The sequence below is a fragment of the Elstera sp. genome, from assembly GCF_044372965.1.
GTDB lineage: Bacteria > Pseudomonadota > Alphaproteobacteria > Elsterales > Elsteraceae > Elstera.
In genome coordinates, this window is the sequence record NZ_JBILQX010000047.1 from 1 (window position 1) to 22,069 (window position 22,069).

Genomic DNA, 22,069 nt, shown 5'->3' on the forward strand with positions numbered 1-22,069 from the left:
CCAAGCTCACGGGATCGTCGATATAGACGGCGGTGGAGGTGGCGATCACCTCGTTATAAATCGCCAGAATGCCGGGAACATCCTCGGCGGTCGCATCGCGGAGTATCATGGGGGCCTCGCTCAAAGCTCGTGCCCCAGCATTATCGGGGCGGGGCAGAAGGTCAATCCTCCTGTCCCTCCGATTCTTGCTGTCTAAGGGGTTAGAAGTCGAGGCGCGTGCGCAGGGTGAATTGCGTGCCTTCGTTACTAGTCTTGCCCGCCTTCAGGCCGGTTGCCGTTTCGATATCGAAGAAGGCGGCGTCGGCCTGAAGCGACAGGCCCGGCGCGAGTTGATAGGCCCCGCCGACGCCGAACACCTTATCGGTCTGGTCGCGCGCGCCCGGCGTTTCGGTGAGGTTTTCGGTGTAGTTGGCGGCGACGGCCCAGGCGCTTGCGACCGTATAAGAGACGCCAACGTTCCAGCCGGTCGTTTCGGCCGTACCGCGTGCCGTTTTGACCTTATTGGTCTCGCCATTATCGAAATAATTGCCGCCGAGGGTAATTGTCTGGCCGGTGGCAACCTCATAGCTCACGACCGTGCCGAGCGAGAGCACCGAGAAATCGCCGCGCGTGGCGATCTTTTCTTTCCCCGTGAGATAGGCGGCGGTCGCTTGCACACCAAAAGCGCCGAACTTCTGCTGCGTGGTCAGGGCGAATTCCATCTCGTCCTTATAGTTCCCGCCGGTCACATCGCTATTGCCGCGCCGATTGCCCCGGCCCGTGTCGCGGTATTCCGGGGTATAGGTCACGCCCGCCTGGAACCCTGCAAAGCGCGGGGTAAGGTAGGAAAGCCGCGTCGCATAGGTATCGCGGTCGAAGTAGAAGAAGCTGTAGTTGCCGAAATTGGCAAAACCGACGACGTCGCCCTGGCCGATTCCAACGTTTGGCGTTGCGGTTTCGAGCTGGGTTGCGACGCCGACATTGTCGCCGAGTTGCACTTGCCCCCAATTATCGCCGCGCAGGTAGATAAACTTGCGGTCGGCTCCAACAACATCCTGATTGGTCAGGCCAGCGCTATTCTGATTGTTGCGCAGGCGCGCATCGAACCCATAGACCAGCCCGTTTTCGGCCTTGGCTTCGGCTTTCAGGTGCAGGCGGTAATCGATGCGGGCTTCCCGATCCTGCACATTGGCCGTGTCATCCTGCATAAACCCAAAATCGGAGCGAACCGAACCGCCGATCGTAACCGTGAAGGGCGCCTTGGTGGTGACTTGCTGCGCAAAAGCGCTGCTGCTGGCGAGAAGCACGCCCGTCAGCGTGCCGAGCAGTTTGAATCGCATGACAATAATCCTTGTGACCGCGTTGCGCTGTAGTCGGACGCAAGCGGTATGTTAACGCCGCTCTTTTCATATAGTAACGTCGTTAAGTTAATCAAGGCCTGGGGAGGAACCGCTTCATGTCGGCTGAATGAGATCCCAGCGGTTGCCGAAAGGGTCTTGGAAAACGGCAACGGTGCCATAGGGTTCGTGGCGCGGGGCTTCCAAAAAAGTCACCCCGGTTGCGGTATAGCGGGCGTAATCGCGGGCAAAATCATCGGTTTCGAGAAACAGAAAAACCCGGCCCCCCGTTTGATCGCCGATCCGGGCGGTTTGCCTGGGGCCATCGGCTTGGGCCAGTAAAATACAGGTTTCCTGCGCGCCCGGCGGGCGGAGTCGCACCCAGCGTTTGCGCGGCGCAACAGGAGTATCCTCGATCAGGGTAAAGCCGAGCGTATCGACAAAAAAAGCAAGTCCGCGCGCGTAATCGGGCACCAGAAGGGCGATTGCCCCAATGATCTGGCCCATCCGATTAATAGGCTTCGTCTACCGCCGGTGCAGGCTTGCCGCGCGTCTTGACCAGTGCGTCATATTTATTGAGGGCGCGGGCCATGGCATCGGAGATCGACGGCGCGCCGGAGGAGAGAACCTGGGCGTCGCTCGTTGTTGGGAGCGCACGGGCTGCCGTTTCGGCGGCCTGGATAGAGGCGGGGTTCGGGGCGCTGGGTTTATTGGCGAGGGTATTATTGACCTCGCGGCGCTCCAGCACCGGCGGCGTGCGCGTGGCGCTGCGGGCGGTGCGTTCGGGCACTTTGAACCAACCGGCATCCTGCGGGGCGTCGGCGGCGGCCACCACGGCGGACGTGTCGATGGCGGGCGGTGCCACCGGAGCCGCTTGCGGGGCCGAGCGTTGCGCTTGCAGCGCGGCCACGCCGGCAAAACCGCTCATCGATTGCGTCGGGTCGGCAGTGGTTTGCCCAGGGATGCCTTGGCCGGGTTGGAGTTGCGCCGGGGCGACTTGGCCCTGACCTTGGACATTCATCATGGCGGCGGCGGGGGTAATCATCCCGCCGGAGGGAATATTCGATTTGCCGATAAACCCAGTGGAGCCTGCGGGCATCTGGGCCGTGGGGCCGCCGACACCGCCCATCGGGCCTTTGCTGGTCAGGGCAATCCGGCCGTTTTCGCTGGGAAGCGTCGCGGCCTGGGCGGCGATTGTCGGTGCGGCGATTGTCGGGGCTGCGGTCGGCACAGCAACGGCAGCGGCAGGGGTTTCGGCGGCAAGCTGTGCTGCTACGATGGGCGCGGGCGCGGTAACGGCGGCCTTGGCATCGGCCAACTGCGGGCGCTTCCCGTCGAGTTCCTTGGCTTTGGCGATATTCTGAACCGCTTCCTTGCCCAGCGGGTCGCCCTTCACCATCGCCAGCATATTGCTGCCGATGTCGCGCCCGGTGCCTTCTTCAATCGTCGCATCGACCATGCTGAGCACAACACCGAGCGGCCCACCATAAATGCCGCCGCCAATAATGCGCGCCGTGGGTGAGAGGGTCGAGCCCGTCAGTTCCCGGTAAATCGTGCCGATGATCGGCAAATGTTGCAGCGGGTTGATCGTATCCAGCACGTCGGCGAAGGTTAGGCCATCGTCGGTGGTTTTGCCGTCGGCTTTGGCTTCGGCCTGAACCTCGGCGGCGCTCGCAACGGTATCGGGCTCATCGACCTTAACCCAACGGGCTTCGGAAAACGGCCGATCGGCAGAGGGATCGATCACCAGTTTCATCGTCATTGAACCGCTCCCCCAAACCGCTAAGCTGCGTTTTCCGCTTGGCCTCGGTCTCTCGGATTCCGAAACCCTGGCCAGGATCAAAGCAAAATCCGGGCCGTCTGCCAAGCTTGGTTATTTCGGGCGAAAACCCCGCGCCTTACAGACTTGTAACGTGAGTTCTATCATAACCTTGTTCGGATTTCTTAGGAAGAAGCGTAAGACGCGCGACGCGCCCGGCGGCTTGTGACAAGCTCGGCGGAATTTACCGAGGTGGGGCCGATAGGCGATTTCTGCCGAGGCGGAAGAAGGAGAGAAAGATGACGGGCGCAATTGCCGAGGCGCTGGCCGAGGTTCGGCAGACGATTGCCGCCGCCGCCGTAGCGGCGGGCCGGGCGGCGGGAGCGGTGACGCTGGTCGCCGTCTCCAAAACCCATGGGGCCGACGCGGTTCTGGAAGCTTTGGCCGCCGGGCAGCGGGTGTTTGGTGAAAACCGGGTGCAAGAGGCGCAGGAAAAATTCCCGGCGCTGAAAGAGGCGCATCCCGATTTGGAGCTTCACCTCATCGGCCCGCTGCAAACCAATAAGGCGAAGCAGGCGGTGGCGCTGTTCGACGTGATCCAGACCGTTGACCGGGAATCCCTGGCCGAGGCCTTGGCGAAAGAAATGGCGAAATCCGCGCGCCGCCCCGCCTGCCTTATTCAGGTGAATACCGGCGAAGAGCCGCAGAAAGCGGGCATTCCGCCGCGCGAGGCTCTGGCTTTCATCGAGCGGGCGCGCACGGTCCACAATCTGCCGGTCACGGGGCTGATGTGCATTCCGCCGGTCGATGAGGAGCCAGCGCTGCATTTCGCCCTGCTGCGGGAATTGGCCCTGAAAGCGGGGCTATCCACCCTCTCGATGGGCATGAGCGGTGATTACGCGGCGGCGGTTCGCTTCGGGGCGACCCATGTGCGCGTCGGCACCGCTATCTTCGGGCGGCGAGACTAGGCGGTGGGTGCTTCAATCCTGTGGATCGTCGAGCCCGATGCGGCTTTGCGCCCGATTCTCGCGGCGGCGGTCGATGGGATGCTGCCGGAAGCCTGTGTCGCCGAAACCTTGCCGGGCGCGCCGGTGCCGCTGGGCGCGCTGGTGCTCTCGCTGCGGGCGGGCGAAGATTGGCCCGCGTGGCTTGCGGGGCAGCGCGTGCCGGTGGTGGCGCTCGTCGCGAAAGGCGAGACCCGGCTTTGGCCGGCGGGCTGGGAGGTGCTCGAAAAACCCCTGCACCCCGCCAGCGTGCGCGGGGCGTTGCGCCGGGCATTGGACGCCTGCACGGTGGCGACTGAGGCGCTTGCGCTGCCGGGGGGCAGCTTATTGCTCACCCAACGCCTGCTGCGCGGCCCCGATGGCGAGGCGCGGTTGACGGAGAAGGAAGTAGCCCTGCTGCGCTATCTGCTGCGCGCGGCGGCACCCGTCCCGCGCCCGCAACTTCTGGCGGAAATCTGGGGCTATCAGGCCGATACGCCGACGCGCACGGTGGAAACCCATCTCTATCGGCTGCGGCGGAAAATCGACGGTCTGGGATTGCCGCTCGCGCTCGTGGCGACGGGGGATGGAATTGAAGCGCGCGTTGGATAGGATTTCCTCCTTTGCGCGCTTGCAACGGCGCGGCGCATGCCCTAGCGTCCCGCAAACTGCCGGGCGTCGATGTTCGGGCAGGCCCCGTCTTGCGTCGCGGATTGGGTGAAGTGAGTTCGTTCGGAAAAAGGATTGGATCGGTCATGCGCGCCGTTTCCCTGTTAAGTGTGCTGCTGATCGGCACGGTGCTAACGGCTTGCGGCGGGATTCTGCCGCAGGGCGAGGCGAGTTACCCGAAAACCGAAGACGAGCGCGACGCCGAGCGCTTCGGCAAAGTGACCGGCGAAGACGGCATTGTGCTGTTCGGCGGGCGCAATCTGCCGCGCGGTGGCGAAAGCGGCACCGGAATCGGCGTGAATACCTACCTGTGGCGCGCGTCGCTCGATGCGCTGTCGTTCATGCCGCTCTCCTCGGCCGATCCGTTCGGCGGCGTCATCATCACCGATTGGTACAGCCCGCCGCAAAACCCGAACGAGCGGGTGAAGGTTACGCTCTATGTGCTCGACCGCGATCTGCGCGCCGATGGCGTGCGCGCTGCCGTGTTCCGGCAAGTGCTGGGCGGGGCGGGTTGGCAGGATGCGGCGGTCGATCCGCGCACCGGCACTGACCTTGAAGACGCCGTGCTCACGCGCGCGCGCCAACTGCGTATCACTAATCTGAACCGCAAATAATTCGTACCGAACGAGACCCATGGCCCGCTACGCAACCAAAGAAACCGAAGCCAAATGGCAAGCTGCCTGGGCCGATCAAAACGTCTTCACGGCCAAGATCGACCCGAGCAAGCCGAAATATTATGTGTTGGAGATGTTCCCCTATCCGTCGGGGCGTCTGCACATGGGCCATGTGCGCAATTACGCGATGGGCGATCTGACGGCGCGCTATAAGCGTGCGCGCGGCTTTAACGTGCTGCACCCGATGGGCTGGGACGCTTTCGGCCTTCCGGCAGAAAACGCCGCGATGCAGAACAAGCGCCACCCGGCGGAATGGACCTACGCGAACATCGATTCGATGCGCGCCCAGTTCGGGCAGTTGGGCGTGTCCTTCGATTGGGAGCGCGAGCTTGCCACCTGCCACCCGCAGTATTTCCGCCATGAACAGAAGATGTTCCTGGATTTCTGGAAAAACGGCCTCGCCTACCGCAAAAAAAGCTATGTGAATTGGGACCCGGTCGAAAACACCGTGCTCGCTAACGAGCAGGTCGTGGACGGCAAAGGCTGGCGCTCCGGCGCGCCGGTGGAGCGGCGGGAACTGAACCAATGGTTCCTCAAGATCACCGAATATGCCGATGATCTCTTAAACGCGATCACGACGCTGGACCGCTGGCCGGACCGCGTGCGCGTGATGCAGGAAAATTGGATCGGCAAAAGCCAGGGCGCACAGCTTCAGTTCGCGCTGACTGAGGCGAGCCGCAAACCCGGTTTTGACGCGGTGGAAGTCTACACCACCCGCCCGGATACTTTGTTTGGCGCGTCCTTCCTCGCCATTGCCGCCAATCATCCGCTCGCGCTGGAGCTCGCGAAGAGCGATGCCGATGCCGCCGAGTTTATCGCCGAATGCAACCGCCTTGGTACGTCCGAAGCGGTGATCGAACAGGCAGAAAAGCTGGGGTATCGGACCGGGCTGTTCGTGCAAAATCCCTTCGTGCCGGGCCAGGAACTGCCGGTCTATTTGGCGAACTTCGTGCTGATGGAGTATGGCACCGGCGCACTCTTCGGCTGCCCGGCGCACGATCAGCGCGATTTCGATTTCGCAACGAAGTACGATCTGCCCATCGTGACCGTGGTGCGCCCGCGCGATGCTGACGCTGACTATACGGTCGCTAAAGGGCCGTTCACGGACGATGGCATTCTCATTAACTCCGGTTTCCTCGATGGGCTGACCGTCGCCGACGCCAAGAAAGCCGCCTGCGACCATATCGAAAAACTCGGTATCGGCACGGTGAAGACGCAGTATCGGTTGCGCGATTGGGGCGTAAGCCGTCAGCGCTACTGGGGTTGCCCGATCCCGGTCATTCATTGCCCCACCTGCGGGCCGGTCGCCGTTCCCGACGATCAGCTTCCCGTCACGCTGCCCGACGATGTGACCTTCGACGCGCCCGGCAATCCGCTGGACCGGCACCCGAGTTGGAAGCATGTGACTTGCCCGACCTGCGGCGGGGCGGCGACGCGCGAAACCGATACGCTGGATACCTTCTTCGAAAGCTCCTGGTATTTTCTGCGCTTCGCCTCGCCGCGGTCGGAAGAAGCGTTCGATAAGGAAGCCGTGGACTATTGGCTGCCGGTCGATCAGTACATCGGCGGCGTCGAGCATGCGGTTCTGCATCTGCTTTATTCGCGCTTCTTCACCCGCGCGCTCAAGCAGTGCGGCTATGTGGATATGAAGGAGCCTTTCGCCGGGCTCTTCACCCAGGGCATGGTCTGCCACCAGACCTATAAGTCGGCGGACGGCCAATGGCTGTTCCCGACCGATGTGCGCCAGGACGAAGCCGGGGCCTTCATCGAAATCGCTACCGGGCAGGCCTCCACACCGGGCCGGGTGGAGAAAATGTCGAAGTCGAAGAAAAACGTCATCGACCCCGATGAAATCATCGCCGCCTATGGGGCCGATGCCGCGCGCCTGTTCGTGCTGTCGGATTCGCCCCCGGAGCGCGATTTCGAATGGACCACGGCGGGCATCGATGGCGCGTGGCGCTACGTGAACCGCCTGTGGCGCTTGGCGACCGAACCCGCCGCCGATAAACCGCTGGCCCCCTATGGCGCGTCGCAGCCGGAGAAGATCGAGGGGGCGGCGGATAAGCTGCTGCGCTTGACCCATAAGACCATCCGCGATGTGACCGATGGGCTGGAGCAGTTCCACTTCAATAAGTCCGTCGCCCTCATCCGCGAACTCACCAACGCCACCGAAGATCTGACCGGCGCAGACGTGGCCAGCGCTTGGGTCCGCCGCTTCGCCCTGGTGACGGTCATCCGCCTCATCGCGCCGATGATGCCCCATGTCACCGAAGAAATTTGGGCGTACCTGGGCCATTCGGGCGAGGGCATGCTGGTCAATCAGCCGTGGCCGAGCTTCGATCCGGCGCTCACCGTCGATACCAGCGTCACCATCGCCCTTCAGGTGAATGGCAAAATGCGCGGAACGCTGGAATTGCCGCGTGATATCACCCAGGCGGATGCGGAAGCCGCCGCCCTGGCCGATCCCGCCGTGCAACGTAGTCTGGAAGGCCGCGCGCCGAAGAAAATCATCCTCGTGCCGAACCGTCTTATCAATGTCGTCGGGTAAGAAAATGGAACCGTCAGGGGCGTTGCCCCCGACACCCCCAGCCAAGGGGCTTGCCCCTTGGCGATCCCATTTATTGTCACAACTAATATTCCTGATGGTTAGACGTTTAGCATCGATCAGGAAATGGGATTCTCAAGGGGCAAGCCCCTTGAGCGGGTGGCCCGCGCGTTTGACGCGCAAAGCGCGTCGGGGGGGCGGAGCCCCGATCTTGCTCGCAGCCGCTCTCTCGCTGTCCGCCTGCGGCTTCCAGCCTTTGTACGGGCGGGGCGACGGGCAGGTTACGACAGAGACTCTCCAGCAAATTCGCATCAATCCGATTGCTGATCGGCCCGGCCAAATCTTACGGGGGTTGCTGCAAGATCGATTGCAGCCGAAGGGGTTGGAGCGGGCGCGGTATAGCCTCGATATCAGCCTATCCGAGGGGATTTCGGACGTCGCGGTGCGGCGCGATGCAACTTCCAGCTATTCGCGGTTGATTCTGAATGGCGGCATGGTGCTGACCGATTTGGAGACGCGCAAGACGGTGCTGTCGGAACCCGTGCGCTCGGAAATTGGCTACATCAACCAAGAAGGCGGCTATGGCACGTTGCTGGCGCAGAATGAAGCGCGGGAACGGGCGGTGCAGGATTTGGCCAATATCATCAGCCTGCGCCTGTCGGCCTTTTTGGCCCAGCGCGGGCAAGCCAAACAGTAGCTTTCCATGAAGCTTCCGCGCGGGGGTTCCGCCGAAGCGCTGCTGAAACAGGCGGGCTCGCCCTTGCGCGCGGCTTTGTTCTTTGGGCAGGACGCGGGTTTGGTGCGCGAGCGGGCGGCGGCGCTGGTCACGGCGGTGGCGGGCAGTAAGAACGATCCGTTTCGCGTTGTTGAACTCTCGGTTTCAGCCCTTAAAGACGATCCGGCCCGGCTGAACGACGAGGCGGCGGCGCTGTCGCTGGTCGGCGGGCGGCGGGCGATCTGGTTGCGCGATGCGAGCGATTCCGGGCTGACGGCGATCCTGAAAGCCTTTCTCGAAAACCTGCCGGGCGACGCGGTGATTGCCATTGAGGCGGGGGATCTTGCCGCCAAATCCTCCCTGCGCAGCCTATGCGAGAGCCACGCGGCGGCGGTGGCCGTTCCTTGTTATCACGATAGCGGGGCCGATCTTGGCCAAGTCATCCAAGAGACGTTGCGCAAAGCGGGGCTGACGCCGGACCCGGACGCGCTCGCCTATCTCACCCAACATTTGGGCGGCGACCGCATGATGAGCCGGTCCGAACTTGATAAGCTTACGCTGTATCTGCACGGGCAAACGCGGGTAACGCTGGCGGATGCGCAGGGGTCGGTCGGCGATAGCGCGGTGCAATCCTTGGACGATGTGATCCAGGCGGCGCTTGATGGGCGCACCGAGGCGCTCGATTTGGCCTTTCGCCGGGCGATGATGGACGGCGAGTCGCCCGTGGGGATCATGCGCATGATGATTCGGCAGATGCAGCGGCTGCATCTGGTGGCGGCGCAGGTGGCGGGCGGCAAGAGCCCCGATGCCGCCATATCCGGCCTCCGCCCGCCCGCCTTCAAACGCGATGCCGAGCGTCTGTCGCGGCAAGCCCGCTTCTGGCCCTTACCGCGCGCCACAGCGGCGCTGGGGCGGCTGATGGAGGCGGAAGCCCAGTGCAAAAGCTCCGCCCTGCCCGATGAGGTGATGTGCGCGCGGGCGCTGCTCGAAGTCTCCGAGAACGCCCGCCGTCAGCGGCGCTGACGGCGGGCGTCGCCTGGTCAGCCTTTTTCGGCTTTCAGCTTTTTGCGGTATTCCTCCACGGGAAGCCCGCCGACGCCCCAATGCTCCATCTCGACCTCGTCGATCACGACGAAGGTGGTCGCGGGGTTTTTATTGAGCACTGTCACCAGCAGATCGGTAACGCCTTTAATCAGCGCGGCCTTTTGGTCGGCGGTCGCGCCTTCCTTGGTGATCTTGATATTGACGTAAGGCATAGCGCGGTTTCCTTCCGGGGTTAAGCGGCCTGCTCTTCGGCGTGAAAGACTTTGGAGATGATCTGCCAGCGTCCATCGAGCTTAATCAGGCTCAGCAGATCGATGAAATGTCTCGTCCCAATGGCACACGTCACCGTTGCGATTGCCGTGACCGGCCCGGCAAAGGCAATCGAGACGATGCGGTCGCGGCGGGGCTCATTCCGGCTGGCGGGGGCCGGGCGCGCGTCAACGACGGGGAAATAGTCGTCCATCGTTCGGTAGAGCAAACTGCCATCGGAGGCGCAGACATACTGGGCACGCGGGTGGAACACCTGCCGCAGCCGCCCGGTATCGCTAAAATAGAGCCCGTCGAAATAGGTGTTCAGCACGGGCACGACTTCTTGGAAAAGCGCGCTCATGCGGCAAGTCCTTCGGCTTGCAGGGCGGCCTTTACGCTACTGCGGGCTTTTACGCGCGCAACGAAGGCCTCAAGCTGCGGCCACCGTGTAAGCCCGATCCCGGTCGGGACTGCCCAGCCCGCAACAACGAAGGCGTAAGCGTCGGCGACGGTAAACTGAGGGCCGGTAAGATACTCCCGGCCATCGCTCAGCAGAGCTTCGAGCCAGTCGAAACACTTGCCGATGGCGGCGGGCGCGGCGTCTTTAGCCGCTTGGGAGGCGGTTGCCGAGAAGAGGGGGCCGAAGGCTTTATGAAGTTCGGAGGCGGTAAAGTTCAGCAGTTCCTGCACACGCGCACGGGCGAGCGTACCCACCGGCGGCGCGAGCGTGGTCGCCGCCGCACTATCGGCAATAAACTGGAGGATCGCCGCGCCTTCGGTGAGCACATCGCCGCTCGGCAGTTGCAGGGCGGGGACTTGGGATTTCGGGGTAATGCTGCCGAAAGCCGCGCCGCTTGCGGTAGTCTTCGTTGCAAGATCAACCCGTTCGGCCGCGAACGGCTTTGCCACTTCGTGCAGAATGATGTGGGAGGCAAGCGAGCAAGCGCCGGGGGAATAGTAGAGCTTCATTATCGTTGGTCCTTTCAGATGCAGGGAGACCGACGCCTGGATAACGCATAGATTACCTTTTGAAACTAGAGAACCTTTGGTTATGATGGTTTTCGAGTATCCAATCGGTAACGCGAGTTTGGCCTATGCCCTTGAAACGCCGCAAAAATCAGTCGCCAGCCCCCCTGCCAAGCTGCCCGCTGTTCGCCTGCATGTCGCTGATCGGCGGGGCGTGGACGCCCAATGTCATCTGGTATCTCAGTGGCGGTCCGCGCCGGTTTAGCGAGTTGCGCGCCGATATTCCGGCGATCTCGGCCAAGGTGCTGACGCAAAGGCTGCGGGATATGGAGGAAAACGGCCTCCTCACGCGGACGGTTATGCCGACCTCGCCGCCGTCGGTCGATTACGCGCTGACCGATCTTGGGCAGGAGTTAGTCCCGGCGATTGCGGCGATCGTCGATGTGGGCGCGCGGCTCAAGCAGCGCAAAGCCGCCGCCGAGGCACAAGAATACGCCGCCTAAGGCTGAAGCCGCGTAAGAAACGCCAAAACATCCGCGCGCGCTGGGGCAAGGAAGCTCAAGGCTGGGCTCATCGCACCAATGATGCCGCTATGGCTAACGCTGGGATAGAAGATCGTCTCCACGGGCGCACCGGCGGCTTTCAGCGCGGCGGCCAGGGTTCGGCTGTTGCGCGGGTATACGGTACTGTCGGCCTCCCCATGGAGCAGGAGCAGCGGCGGGGTGTCGGCGCGGATATGGCCGATGGGCAGCGCGGCCCGGCCCACCCGGTCATAGTCGAGAATCGTCCGGTACGGCTCGTCGGGCTCGAAATCTGCTGGGGCCGCGAGCGCGATTACCCCCGCCACCGCCTGCCGGTCGGGGCCGAGATAGTCGGGGTCGAGCGCCAGCATCAAAACAATATGGCCGCCTGCGGAATGGCCGACTAGGACCAATGGTGTTTCGGCGCCCCAAACCGTGCGGGCATAGCGCACCGCCGCCGCCGAATCGTTGAGGAACTGCGGATAGCGCACCTCGGGGAAGAGGCGATAATCGGGAATGGCGACCCGGTAGCCCGCCTCGGCTAGGCTTTGGCCGATAAAGCGGTAATCTTGCCGCTTTCCATCCTGCCAACCGCCACCGTAGAAAAAGATCACGCCCGGTCTGCCCGTCGCGGTTCCGGGGCTTGGGGTATAAAAATCCATCTTGCCGCGCGGTCCGGGCTGAAAGACGATATCGTTTTGCACGGTATAGCCCGATTGCGGGGTCAGCGCGTCGAGCATCTGAAGACCGTTGCAGCCTGAGACCAGACCGGCCAGCAGGACTCCCGGTAAGCGTCGCCACAGGGGGCGGGCGCATATTTGGCGAATATTCATCATTTCCTCATACGCTCCGCCGAACCCAGTGGATGCGAGGGCGGTGTATGACAGAGAAAGGATGATCCTTTTGCCGGTAGATTTTGTTTCCGCTTGGTTTTTTGTTAAAGTAACGAGATAGTGCGAGGTGTCGTATAAACCTGACCCGGGGATATGCGACGCGCGTGCGCCCCAACTTTTTGGCGATACCCTATGTATTCCGACAAAGACCGCGAAATTCAGCGGAAAATGATGGAAAGCAAAATGCAGCGCATCGACATTGATGTTGATCGCGCGCGTATTGCTGCGGCCACAGGGCGCGTAGCCGAAGTTGATCGGATTGTGCGCAATGTTCGCGGTCAACTTCAAGATAAAGCCATCGCTCGCGAGTATTTTGCTAAAATCAGCGAAGCGATCAAGGCTATTTCGCTCGATGCGAATATGAAATTGGTCGATACATCACTAGAACAGGCGCGCGAGTTTGCTTTGCAGCGCCTTGAAGGTAAGAAGCAAGAAGCCGTTAAAATCGCCAAAGAGCATATGCTGAAGGCGATGGAGCTTGGCGCTGCCCAAACCTTCAAAGACCTAGTGCTGAAAAAGATCGACCTGATCTCGATGACCGGCGGTCACCGGCAGGAGGGGCCGTCGAAGGCGAAGCCCGCCGAGGCCATGCCGAAGATCGCCAATGTGGCAAAGGGTGAGAAACGCAACTATACGCGGTTCAGCGAGCCTAAATTGCAGGTAAAACTAGCGGATAAGGTTTTTACGACAATCGACTGGTCCATCGGCGGGTTGTTGATCGCCAATTACGACGGTGATTTGGATCAGGGTGGCGAAACCCAAGCAAACTTCTGTCTCGTCGGCGGCGACCGGAACTATACGGCGACCATTCGCGTTGTTCGGTTAGACTCGCGGCACAAGACCCTTGCCGTGCGCTTTACGCGCTCGACGATGGACGCCTTGGAGTTTTTCCGGAATTTGATGAAACAGCACGCCCAGCGGGCCGTATAGTCCGTTTGGGTTTGAGCCGGCGTCTCTTGGGGTGCCGGTCAGCCTCTCTTTCCCCTTTTGTGGTGCGCCCCCCTGGCCATGAGTGACGTTCGCGCGTTTCCTGCTTCCGATCGGACCACGCTGATTGCCGGTCTCCTGCGTCTAACCGATATTCTATTGGTTATGCTGGTTGCCTATGTTTTGTTCTGGTTTCAGAACGATACGCTGCGCGCACCGCATTATTACCATCAGATCATCGTTTTGGCGGCCTTGCTGACGGCGAATTTCACCCATGTGGCGGGGATTTACCGCCCGGTTGCCTTAGCCTCGACGTCGTTGCAGGTGGTGCGCCTTGCGGCGGCGTGGTCGATGGTGGCGCTGGCGGTGCTGGCCTTCGTCTTTGTCACCGAGATTGCCGAATGGCTGAACCCGACCTGGGCGATGCGCTGGTTTTTTGGCGTGCTGGCGTGCTTTACCGTAACGCGCGTGCTCATTTGGGAGCGCCGCCGCCGGATGCGTCGGCATGGGGATTTAACTATCCGCATCGCCCTGGTTGGCGCGCGCGATTTGGGCCGCAAGGTGCTGGAGCAGTTACGCCAAGACCCTTACGTGCAGGTGGTGGGGGTGTTCGATACCCTTGACCCCGGCGAAACGACGATTGAGGGCGTGCCCTATCGCGGTTCGGTGAAAGATCTTGTGCGCCTCGTGCGCAAAGAGCGGGTCGATGAAATCGTCATCGCTATGATCGACCGCTCCGAAGAGGAAGTGGCGAGCGTACTGGCAAAACTGCGCGACGTGCCGATCAATACGAAGTTTTGCGCCCATACGTTGCGCTTCAATCTGCCCGTGCGCGGCTATTCCACCGTTGGCGGGCTGCCGTTGTTGCATGTGTTCCAGCGCCCGCTGGGGGCCTGGGGGCAGTTGCTAAAGGGCGTGGAAGACCGCGTATTGGGGCTGATCTTGCTGATCCTCGCCCTGCCGGTGATGGCGGTGATCGCTGTGTTGGTGAAACTCGACAGCCCCGGCCCGGTGCTGTTCCGGCAAAAGCGGTATGGGTTCAATAATAACGATATCACCGTGTTCAAGTTTCGCTCGATGCGCAACGATCCGAACCCGGACCCGTCGGTGCCCCAGGCCCAGCGCAATGATCCGCGCGTCACCCGCATCGGCGCGTTTTTGCGCAAGTCGAGCCTGGATGAGCTTCCACAGCTTTTTAACGTTTTGCAGGGTACCATGTCGCTCGTCGGGCCGCGCCCCCATGCCGTCGCCCATAACGAGCATTATGCTGCCGTCATCGACGGGTACCTGGGGCGGCATCGGGTGAAGCCGGGCATCACCGGCTGGGCGCAGGTCAATGGCTACCGGGGCGAGACCGATACGCCGGAAAAGATGCGTATGCGCGTGCAATATGATCTGTACTACATTGACAATTGGTCGCTTAGTCTCGATCTGAAAATCCTGTTGATGACCATTTTCGTCGGTTTTGTGAACCGGAATGCCTACTAAGGGGCACTCGGCACGCAGCGCTGGGCCAGAGGAGCGAGAGCATGGGGCGGTATACTGGACCGGGCAATAAGCCCGAGATCCTGATCGAACCGGGAACTGGCCCGTATCGGCGGCGGCAGCCGGGCGGTTTGGGTCAGATCGTGCGGATTATTCTCGGCTTCTGCGTTCTTGCGGCGGTGATCGCTGGGGCCCTGCTGCTGGTGGCGAGCTTTTTCACGGTTCTGGCGTTTGTAGTGCCGGTTTTGTTGGTTGGGGGGCTGATTTTTGCCCTGGTCAATCGCAACCGGCTGCGCACGATCATCATTCGGCGTCGATAGCGGTTAGGAGAGAGCGTTTCATGGCCCCACGTCGCGTTACGAGCCCCGTTCCCCGCCCGCCGCTGATTGGCGTGACGGCCTGTATTCGCACGGTCGATGGCAGCCGAACGCATACGGTGGGCGAGAAGTATATTCGCGGCGTCACCGATGGTCTTGGCGGCTTGCCCTTTCTCATTCCGGCTCTGGGGGACGATCTCGATATCGGCTCGGTCGTCGGGTGCCTTGATGGCTTGCTGATCACGGGCAGTCTTTCAAATGTCGAGCCACATTTGTACGGGGGCGACCCGTCGGTTCCCGGTACGCTGCACGATCCCGCCCGCGATGCGACCGTCATGCCGCTGATGATTACCGCGCTGACGGCAGGTATTCCGCTATTGGCGATTTGCCGAGGGCATCAGGAACTGAATGTCGCGCTGGGCGGCACGCTGCATCAGCGCGTTCACGAGCAGCCGGGGCGGCTGGATCACCGGGCACCGGGCGCGACCGATCTCGACATCGAATATGGCCCGTCGCACCCGGTCACGCTCACCGAAGGCGGGTTGTTCCAGCAGCTCAATGGCGGCGAGCGGCGGCTGACGGTCAATTCTCTCCACTGGCAGGCCATCGACCGGTTGGCCGATGGCCTGGATGTGGAAGCCGTGGCCGACGATGGCACCATCGAAGCCGTGCGCGTGACCCGGACCGAAAGTTTCGCGGCGTCGGTCCAGTGGCATCCGGAATTCAAAGTGCGCGAAAACCCGTTTTCGCTGGCGCTGTTTGGGGCATTTGGCGAGGCCGCGCGCGCCTATGCGGGCACGCGGCGGCGTACGTAATGGGCGCTGCTGCGGGATGATTGCGCTGGCTTTTTGTAAGAGTGTGGTGAAGCGCTTTTCGCAAGAGAAAGTGGCCATTCTTGCGGGCTCACTCGCCTTCACGACACTTTTAACATTGGTGCCGCTCGCGATTTTGGTCTTTGGCGTCGCGGCCCGCTTCGATGGCATCGGCGATTGGATCGGGCAGGCGCGCGGTATGATCGTGAGCAGCTTCGTGCCGGGGGTCGGCGATACGGTCGATCTGCAATTGACCACCTTCATCAGTAATGCGGCCTCCTTGCCGAGTTTTCTGCTCCCCGCTTTGGGCGTGTCGGTGTTTCTGCTGCTGCTCGAAATCGAAACCTCGTTTAACGCCATTTGGCGGACCGACCGACATTGGTCCTGGGCAGTCCGGTTTTTGGCCTTTATCGCCACCGTCATAACGTTGCCGCTGCTGGCGGCGGCGAGTGGTTGGGCGGTGGGAACGCAGGTTTTGGGCGGCAATGATCCTTGGGTTGCCGGGGTGCGTCATAGCGTGACGCCGTTGATCGGCTTTATCGCCTTCTTCTTCATGTTCACGGTCTTTCCCGCCCGGCGCGTTCATATGGGAGCAAGTGCGATTGGTGCCAGTGTCGCAGCCCTTGCGCTGACCGTCGCCAAATGGATTTTTGTCTGGTATATCGCCGCCGCGCCGATCCAGAATATGATCTACGGGGCCTTGGCGGCCTTGCCCTTGCTGCAGCTTTGGGTGTTCATCCTCTGGGTCCTTATTCTCCTCGGGGGCACCGTTGCGGCCGAGGCACAGGATTGGTTCGAGGCGCGCGGCCAACCCGTGGTTTCGGGTGGCTGAAGGCAGTGGGGGAAGGGCTTTTATGCACCGTTTTGCCAATCCGGCACGGTTTCAGCGCTTAGCGCGGCGGGTTTTGCCGTTTTCTGCCGGAGCGACGGTTCTGTTTCTGGCGCTCGGGCTCTATTTTGCGCTGTTCAACTCCCCCGCCGATTATCAGCAGGGCGAGACCGTGCGGATTATGTACATCCATGTTCCCGCCGCCTGGATGAGCCTGTTCGTCTATGCCTCGATGGCGCTTTCCAGCGCAGTGGCCTTGATCTGGCGGCATCCGCTGGCTGAATTGGCGACGCGGGCGGCGGCGGTGCCGGGGGCGGCGTTTACGGCGCTGTGCTTGGTGACGGGGTCGCTGTGGGGCCAGCCGATGTGGGGCACTTGGTGGGTGTGGGACGCGCGCCTGACCTCCGTGCTCGTGCTCTTCTTCCTCTATTTGGGCTATATCGCTCTGGTTGATGCGTTCGACGATCCCGAACGGGGCGGCAAAGCCGGGGCGATCTTGGCGCTCGTCGGCGCGGTTAATCTGCCGATCATCAAATTCTCGGTCGATTGGTGGAACACGCTGCACCAACCCGCGAGCGTGCTGCGGATGGGCGGCCCGTCGATGGATGACACGATGCTGCGCCCGCTGTTGCTGATGGCCCTCGGGTTCACCTTTTTTTTCGTCACGTTACTGCTGCTGCGCCTTGAAACCGCCCTGCTGGACCGCAAAATCCGAGCGGCAGAGGAGCGGCTATCGTGAGTGATTTTTGGGCTATGGGCGGCTATGCCGTCTTTGTGTGGACCTCCTACGGGCTGGCCGCCGTTACCCTGGGCGGGCTGATTGGGTTGACGCTGTGGCAACGGCGGGTGGCGCGCGCGCGCTGGAGCAGCCTTAAGGAAGCCAAGCAATGAGCCTTACCTCTCGCGCCAAAACCGCCAAACGCCGCCGCCTCTGGGCTGTCGTGGCCGGGCTTGCCGGATTGGGCGTTGCAACCGCGCTGATCCTCACAGCTTTCTCCGACAATCTCGTGTTTTTCCGCACGCCGAGCGATATCGCTGCCGGAAAAGTAGAGCTGGAACGACGTTTCCGCCTCGGTGGCCTGGTCGAGAATGGCTCGCTCCAACGCCAAAGCGACGGCACGACAATGCTATTCCGCGTCACCGATACGGCGCAAAGCGTGACCGTAACCTATAATGGCGTGCTGCCCGATTTGTTCCGCGAGGGGCAAGGCGTGGTCGCCGAAGGCAGCCTGAACCGCCAGGGCCTCTTCGTTGCCCGCGAAGTGCTGGCCAAGCACGATGAAAACTACATGCCGAAAGAGGTTGCGGAAGCGCTCAAAGCCTCGGGGCAGTGGAAACCGGGAACCTCTCCCGCGCCGAAATAGGATAAAGACATGCTGATCGAACTCGGTCATTACGCACTGATTATGGCGGGGGTGCTGGCGGCGCTCCAGGCCGGGTTCGGGCTGTTCGGCGCGCAGCGGCGCGACGGTTTCCTGATGGACTTCAGCGGCAGCGCGGCGCTGGCGCAAACGCTGGGCTGTCTCATCGCTTTCGGCGCGCTGATGCACGCTTACGTCACCTCCGATTTTTCGGTGCAGAACGTCTGGCAAAACAGCCACGCCGATAAGCCGCTGCTCTATAAGATCACCGGCGTTTGGGGCAATCACGAAGGCTCGATGCTGCTGTGGATCACCGTCATGGCGCTGTTCGGGGCGGCGGTGGCCCTTGCTGGGGGGCGCATGCCCGCGACGTTGCGCGCCCGCGTGCTGGGGCTTCAGGCGTTGATCTCCTTAGGGTTTTACGCTTTCGTGCTGCTGACCTCGAATCCCTTCGCGCGCCTTGCCGAAGCGCCGATTGAGGGGCGCGGCCTAAACCCGCTGCTGCAAGACCCTGGCCTCGCCTTCCATCCGCCGCTGCTTTATTTGGGCTATGTCGGCACCTCGCTGACCTTCTCCTTCGCGCTGGCCGCTTTGTTGGAACGCCGAGTCGATCCCGCGTGGGCGCGCTGGGTGCGGCCCTGGGCGCTTGCATCGTGGATTTTCCTAACCCTGGGCATCGCGCTCGGGAGTTGGTGGGCCTATTACGAATTGGGCTGGGGCGGCTGGTGGTTCTGGGACCCGGTGGAGAATGCCTCGCTGATGCCCTGGCTCGCGGCAACGGCGCTGCTGCACTCGGCCATCGTGGTGGAGAAGCGCGACAGTCTGAAGCGGTGGACGGTGCTGCTGGCGATTATCGCCTTTGCCTTCTCGATCCTCGGCACCTTCCTGGTGCGCTCGGGCGTGATTACCTCGGTGCATGCTTTCGCCAATGATCCGACGCGCGGGGCCTTCATTCTCGCGCTGTTGGCGGTAATCGTCGGCGGGGCGCTTATCCTTTATGCCCTGCGCGCGGGGTCGCTCGACGGCGGCGGGCTGTTCGCGCCGGTTAGCCGGGAAGGCGCGCTGATTCTCAATAACGTGCTGCTGGCGGTGGCGCTGGTCACGGTGTTTCTTGGCACGCTCTACCCGATGTTTCTGGAGGCGATGGGCCTCGGCACCGTCACGGTCGGCAATCCCTATTATCAGGCAACCTTCATTCCGCTGCTGATCCCGCTGGTGCTGGTGATGGCGGCGGGGCCGCTGATTCCGTGGAAGCGGGCGGATGTGCTGAGTATTCTGATGCGCTTGCGCGTGGCGGCGGTGCTGGCGCTGGCCGCCGCCGGGGTCGCCTATGCCTGGGGCGAAGGCGGGCCGATTCTCGCGCCCATCGGCATTTTCTGCGGCTGCTGGTTGATCTTTGGGGCGGCGACCGATCTTGTCGACCGTTTGCGCGGCCCGAACCCCTGGGCACGCTGGCGGGGATTGCCGCGCAGTGCTTTGGGGGCGGTCATCGCCCACGCCGGGCTTGGTATCAGCATCATCGGCATGAGCGGCGATCTGTGGCAGCAGGATTCGATCCGCGCCCTCACCCCCGGCCAGAGCATGAGCATCGCCGGGTTCGAGTTGACCCTCGATAAAGTCGAACCCGTCCAGGGGCCGAACTTCATCGCCGAACGGGCCACGGTCACGATCCGCAGCGATGGGAAGATTATCGCCACGGCCACCCCGTCGCGCCGCAAATTCAACCGCCCGCCGATGACGACCAGCGAAACCGCCATTCGTACCAATGGGCTGCGCGACCTCTATCTGGCCCTGGGCGAGCGCGACGCTCAAACCGGGGCCTATGCCTTGCGCGTCTATTACAATCCTTTGGTGCCGTGGATTTGGGGCGGCGCGATGGTGATGTCGCTCGGCGGCGCGATTTCCTTGGCGGATCGGCGCTTGCGCTTCGGCGTGGCGCAGACCCGCGCCGCGCGTCCGCGCGTGGGAGCCTCCGCATGAACCGCTGGGGATTGGCGGCGCTGCCGTTGGTGGTGCTGGCCGTGCTGCTGGGGTATTTCGGCCTGCGCCTCACCGATGGCGGCGACCGCGCATTGCCGAGTACGCTAATCGACCGGCCCGTGCCGCCCACCGATCTACCTAGTCTACGCGCCGAGGACGTGCCGTTGACCGATGCCGAGATTAAGGCGCTCGCCGCAAAAGCGCCGCTGCTGGTCAACGTCTTCGCCTCTTGGTGCGTGCCGTGCCGGGCGGAGCATCCGTTTTTGATGGACCTCAAAAAGCAGGGCGTGACCGTCATCGGTCTCAATCAGCGCGATAAGCCGGAGAATGCGAAAGCTTTCCTCGCGGCCCTGGGCGATCCGTTCGCGCGCATCGGTGTCGATGCCAAGGGCACCGCCTCGCTCGAATGGGGCGTTTACGGCGTGCCGGAGACTTTCGTCATCGACCGGGCGGGCAAAATCCGCTACCGCCACGTTGGGGCGATTGACGCCGAGGTGCTGGAAAAGACCCTGCGCCCGCTGCTGAAGAGTCTCGCCTCGTGATTCGCCGTCTCGCCCTTGCGCTGGTGCTGCTCGCGGGTCCGCTCGCCGCGATCGGCCCCGACGAAATTCTGCCCGATCCGGCAATGGAGGCGCGGGCCCGCGCCCTCTCCCGTCAATTGCGCTGCCTCGTCTGCCAAACCGAATCCATTGATGATTCGAGCGCGGAGTTAGCGCGCGATCTGCGCCTGCTCGTCCGCCGTCGTCTGGTCGCGGGCGATAGCGATGCGGCGGTGCTGGACTATGTTCATACCCGCTACGGCGATTATGTGCTGATGCGCCCACCCGTGTCGGACCGCACGGCGTTGCTCTGGTTCGGGCCGTTCCTGCTGCTGATCGGGGTCGGCGGCTTGCTGGTGATCCGGGCGCGCCGCACCAACACCCGTCCTGCTGCGCCTGCGCCGCTCACCGAGGCCGAACGGGCGCGATTACGGAACCTGGAGACCGAACAGTGAGCCTCTTGGTTGCGATTCTTCTGCTGTCGGCGGGGATGGCCCTGCTCATGCTGCTCCCCCTGGTTCGCCGCGCCCCCGCCGACGCGCGGGAGGCCCCGCTGGTGCTCTACCGCGATCAATTGGCCGAGCTTGACCGCGAGCATGAAGGCGGTCGTTTGACCGATGCGGCGCTTGCGGCGGCGAAGGTGGAACTGCAACGCCGCCTCCTTCAGAGCGATAAGGCGGGGATGCGTGCCGTCTCCTGGGTGCCGCGCAAGGCTTTGGCGGTGCCGATTGTGGCGCTGGTGATGGCGGTGCCGCTGGCGCTCTATCTCTCGCTCGGGCAGCCGGGGCAAAAGGATTTGCCGATTTCGGCGCGCACGGAAGAAGTCGCGCCGCTGAAAGCCGTCGCCGCCGCGATTGTCGAGGCGCGCGAGGCGTTGAGCCGCGACCCCGCTCAGCCAATGGCCTGGCTGCGCCTTGCGGGCCTATTGCTCCAGCGTGACGAAACTCAAGAGGCGGTGAACCTGTTGGCCGGGGCACGCGAGCGCTTTCCAGGCCTTGCCGTGTTCCCCTCGGCCCAAGGCGAAGCGTTGATGCGCGCCGGGCAGGGGCTGATTACCGGGGAGGCGGAAGCGGCGTTTCGCTCCGCCCTAGCGCTCGACCCGCAAGACGCCCGCGCCCGCTATTTCCTCGCCCTTGCCGCCGAACAGCGCGGTGCCCCAGCGGACGCTTTACGCGATCTCGAAGCCCTTCTGGCCGATGGTCCAGCGGATGCGCCCTGGCGCACGACCGTCGCCGCCGCGCAAGCCCGGCTGCGCACGGCGCTCGGTCTGCCGCCCGTCGCCGACAGGTCTATCGAGACCGACCCGCAAACAACCGACCCGCAAACTCAGGCGATGATTCGCGCGATGGTCGACGGGCTGGCCGCGCGGCTGGCCCAATCCCCTGACGATCTGGCTGGCTGGCAGCGCTTGGCGCGGGCGCGCGAAGTTCTGGGGGAAACAGAGGCTGCAATTGCCGCTCATCGCCAAATTGTACGCCTAGCACC

General features: G+C 62.8%; 26 protein-coding genes. 19 read left to right on the forward strand and 7 right to left on the reverse strand.

Going from position 1 to position 22,069, the window contains the following annotated elements; translation table 11 throughout:
* Positions 1 to 200 precede the first annotated feature (200 nt).
* The 3 genes from ACIQ36_RS08165 to ACIQ36_RS08175 form a co-directional block, all read right to left on the reverse strand.
* On the reverse strand, positions 201 to 1,319 hold the full coding sequence (locus ACIQ36_RS08165) for a porin (protein WP_395828064.1): 1,119 nt from the start codon (positions 1,317 to 1,319) through the stop codon (positions 201 to 203).
* 114 nt (positions 1,320 to 1,433) lie between these two features.
* Entirely contained in the window at positions 1,434 to 1,823 is a 390-nt protein-coding gene (locus tag ACIQ36_RS08170; protein ID WP_395828067.1) for a VOC family protein, read from the reverse strand.
* 4 nt (positions 1,824 to 1,827) lie between these two features.
* Entirely contained in the window at positions 1,828 to 3,078 is a 1,251-nt protein-coding gene (locus tag ACIQ36_RS08175; RefSeq protein WP_395828070.1) for a hypothetical protein, read from the reverse strand.
* 296 nt (positions 3,079 to 3,374) lie between these two features.
* On the opposite strand from ACIQ36_RS08175, the gene ACIQ36_RS08180 reads away from it, so the two are divergent.
* The 6 genes from ACIQ36_RS08180 (at position 3,375) to holA (ending at position 9,684) form a co-directional block, all read left to right on the forward strand.
* Complete coding sequence (locus ACIQ36_RS08180; RefSeq protein ID WP_395828072.1) at positions 3,375 to 4,043, forward strand: YggS family pyridoxal phosphate-dependent enzyme; 669 nt, start codon at positions 3,375 to 3,377, stop codon at positions 4,041 to 4,043.
* Between the two features lie 3 nt (positions 4,044 to 4,046).
* Complete coding sequence (locus ACIQ36_RS08185; protein ID WP_395828075.1) at positions 4,047 to 4,670, forward strand: winged helix-turn-helix domain-containing protein; 624 nt, start codon at positions 4,047 to 4,049, stop codon at positions 4,668 to 4,670.
* A gap of 143 nt (positions 4,671 to 4,813) precedes the next feature.
* Positions 4,814 to 5,341 carry a DUF3576 domain-containing protein gene (locus tag ACIQ36_RS08190; RefSeq protein ID WP_395828078.1) on the forward strand — a complete coding sequence of 176 codons (528 nt, stop codon included), beginning with the start codon at positions 4,814 to 4,816 and terminating at the stop codon, positions 5,339 to 5,341.
* Positions 5,342 to 5,360: 19 nt separating this feature from the next.
* On the forward strand, positions 5,361 to 7,949 hold the full coding sequence (gene leuS, locus ACIQ36_RS08195) for a leucine--tRNA ligase (RefSeq protein WP_395828080.1): 2,589 nt from the start codon (positions 5,361 to 5,363) through the stop codon (positions 7,947 to 7,949).
* Between the two features lie 208 nt (positions 7,950 to 8,157).
* A complete protein-coding gene (locus tag ACIQ36_RS08200) occupies positions 8,158 to 8,643 on the forward strand; it encodes a hypothetical protein (protein WP_395828083.1) in 486 nt (161 codons plus the stop codon).
* A gap of 6 nt (positions 8,644 to 8,649) precedes the next feature.
* Positions 8,650 to 9,684, forward strand: coding sequence for a DNA polymerase III subunit delta (gene holA, locus ACIQ36_RS08205; RefSeq protein ID WP_395828086.1), 1,035 nt, complete (start codon positions 8,650 to 8,652; stop codon positions 9,682 to 9,684).
* Between the two features lie 17 nt (positions 9,685 to 9,701).
* Here the strand turns inward: holA and ACIQ36_RS08210 are convergent, their stop codons facing one another.
* The 3 genes from ACIQ36_RS08210 to gstA are packed head-to-tail and all read right to left on the reverse strand — an operon-like array spanning position 9,702 to position 10,923.
* Complete coding sequence (locus tag ACIQ36_RS08210; protein ID WP_395828088.1) at positions 9,702 to 9,917, reverse strand: 4-oxalocrotonate tautomerase family protein; 216 nt, start codon at positions 9,915 to 9,917, stop codon at positions 9,702 to 9,704.
* 20 nt (positions 9,918 to 9,937) lie between these two features.
* Entirely contained in the window at positions 9,938 to 10,315 is a 378-nt protein-coding gene (locus ACIQ36_RS08215) for a nuclear transport factor 2 family protein (protein WP_395828091.1), read from the reverse strand.
* Positions 10,312 to 10,923, reverse strand: a complete 612-nt coding sequence (gene gstA, locus ACIQ36_RS08220) for a glutathione transferase GstA (protein ID WP_395828094.1) — start codon at positions 10,921 to 10,923, stop codon at positions 10,312 to 10,314. The genes ACIQ36_RS08215 and gstA overlap by 4 nt, the downstream gene beginning before the upstream one ends.
* A 125-nt stretch (positions 10,924 to 11,048) precedes the next feature.
* Between gstA and ACIQ36_RS08225 the strand changes: the two genes are divergently transcribed.
* Entirely contained in the window at positions 11,049 to 11,423 is a 375-nt protein-coding gene (locus ACIQ36_RS08225) for a winged helix-turn-helix transcriptional regulator (RefSeq protein WP_395828096.1), read from the forward strand.
* Here the strand turns inward: ACIQ36_RS08225 and ACIQ36_RS08230 are convergent.
* Positions 11,420 to 12,277, reverse strand: coding sequence for an alpha/beta hydrolase (locus ACIQ36_RS08230; protein WP_395828098.1), 858 nt, complete (start codon positions 12,275 to 12,277; stop codon positions 11,420 to 11,422). The two genes, ACIQ36_RS08225 and ACIQ36_RS08230, sit on opposite strands and share 4 nt — an antisense overlap.
* A 189-nt stretch (positions 12,278 to 12,466) precedes the next feature.
* Between ACIQ36_RS08230 and ACIQ36_RS08235 the strand changes: the two genes are divergently transcribed.
* The 12 genes from ACIQ36_RS08235 to ccmI all read left to right on the forward strand — a co-directional run.
* Positions 12,467 to 13,264: a PilZ domain-containing protein gene (locus tag ACIQ36_RS08235; RefSeq protein WP_395828100.1), complete on the forward strand. Its 798-nt coding sequence runs from the start codon at positions 12,467 to 12,469 to the stop codon at positions 13,262 to 13,264.
* Between the two features lie 78 nt (positions 13,265 to 13,342).
* On the forward strand, positions 13,343 to 14,749 hold the full coding sequence (locus ACIQ36_RS08240; protein ID WP_395828102.1) for an undecaprenyl-phosphate glucose phosphotransferase: 1,407 nt from the start codon (positions 13,343 to 13,345) through the stop codon (positions 14,747 to 14,749).
* 41 nt (positions 14,750 to 14,790) lie between these two features.
* Positions 14,791 to 15,066, forward strand: a complete 276-nt coding sequence (locus ACIQ36_RS08245) for a hypothetical protein (protein ID WP_395828104.1) — start codon at positions 14,791 to 14,793, stop codon at positions 15,064 to 15,066.
* Positions 15,067 to 15,086: 20 nt separating this feature from the next.
* Complete coding sequence (locus ACIQ36_RS08250) at positions 15,087 to 15,878, forward strand: gamma-glutamyl-gamma-aminobutyrate hydrolase family protein (protein ID WP_395828106.1); 792 nt, start codon at positions 15,087 to 15,089, stop codon at positions 15,876 to 15,878.
* A 16-nt stretch (positions 15,879 to 15,894) separates the two neighbouring features.
* On the forward strand, positions 15,895 to 16,707 hold the full coding sequence (locus ACIQ36_RS08255) for a YihY family inner membrane protein (protein WP_395828108.1): 813 nt from the start codon (positions 15,895 to 15,897) through the stop codon (positions 16,705 to 16,707).
* 22 nt (positions 16,708 to 16,729) lie between these two features.
* Positions 16,730 to 17,443 (forward strand): heme ABC transporter permease, encoded by a 714-nt coding sequence (locus ACIQ36_RS08260; RefSeq protein WP_395828110.1) that lies wholly within the window; start codon positions 16,730 to 16,732, stop codon positions 17,441 to 17,443.
* Positions 17,440 to 17,595 (forward strand): heme exporter protein CcmD, encoded by a 156-nt coding sequence (ccmD, locus tag ACIQ36_RS08265; RefSeq protein ID WP_395828112.1) that lies wholly within the window; start codon positions 17,440 to 17,442, stop codon positions 17,593 to 17,595. Before ACIQ36_RS08260 ends, ccmD begins: the two co-directional genes overlap by 4 nt.
* A complete protein-coding gene (gene ccmE, locus ACIQ36_RS08270) occupies positions 17,592 to 18,068 on the forward strand; it encodes a cytochrome c maturation protein CcmE (RefSeq protein WP_395828114.1) in 477 nt (158 codons plus the stop codon). Before ccmD ends, ccmE begins: the two co-directional genes overlap by 4 nt.
* A 9-nt stretch (positions 18,069 to 18,077) precedes the next feature.
* Positions 18,078 to 20,045, forward strand: coding sequence for a heme lyase CcmF/NrfE family subunit (locus tag ACIQ36_RS08275; RefSeq protein ID WP_395828116.1), 1,968 nt, complete (start codon positions 18,078 to 18,080; stop codon positions 20,043 to 20,045).
* Entirely contained in the window at positions 20,042 to 20,587 is a 546-nt protein-coding gene (locus ACIQ36_RS08280; RefSeq protein ID WP_395828118.1) for a DsbE family thiol:disulfide interchange protein, read from the forward strand. Before ACIQ36_RS08275 ends, ACIQ36_RS08280 begins: the two co-directional genes overlap by 4 nt.
* Positions 20,584 to 21,039, forward strand: coding sequence for a cytochrome c-type biogenesis protein (locus ACIQ36_RS08285; protein WP_395828119.1), 456 nt, complete (start codon positions 20,584 to 20,586; stop codon positions 21,037 to 21,039). The genes ACIQ36_RS08280 and ACIQ36_RS08285 overlap by 4 nt, the downstream gene beginning before the upstream one ends.
* Positions 21,036 to 22,069: c-type cytochrome biogenesis protein CcmI (gene ccmI / locus ACIQ36_RS08290; protein ID WP_395828121.1), on the forward strand; the 1,034-nt coding region annotated here is incomplete at its 3' end. The genes ACIQ36_RS08285 and ccmI, both read left to right, overlap by 4 nt.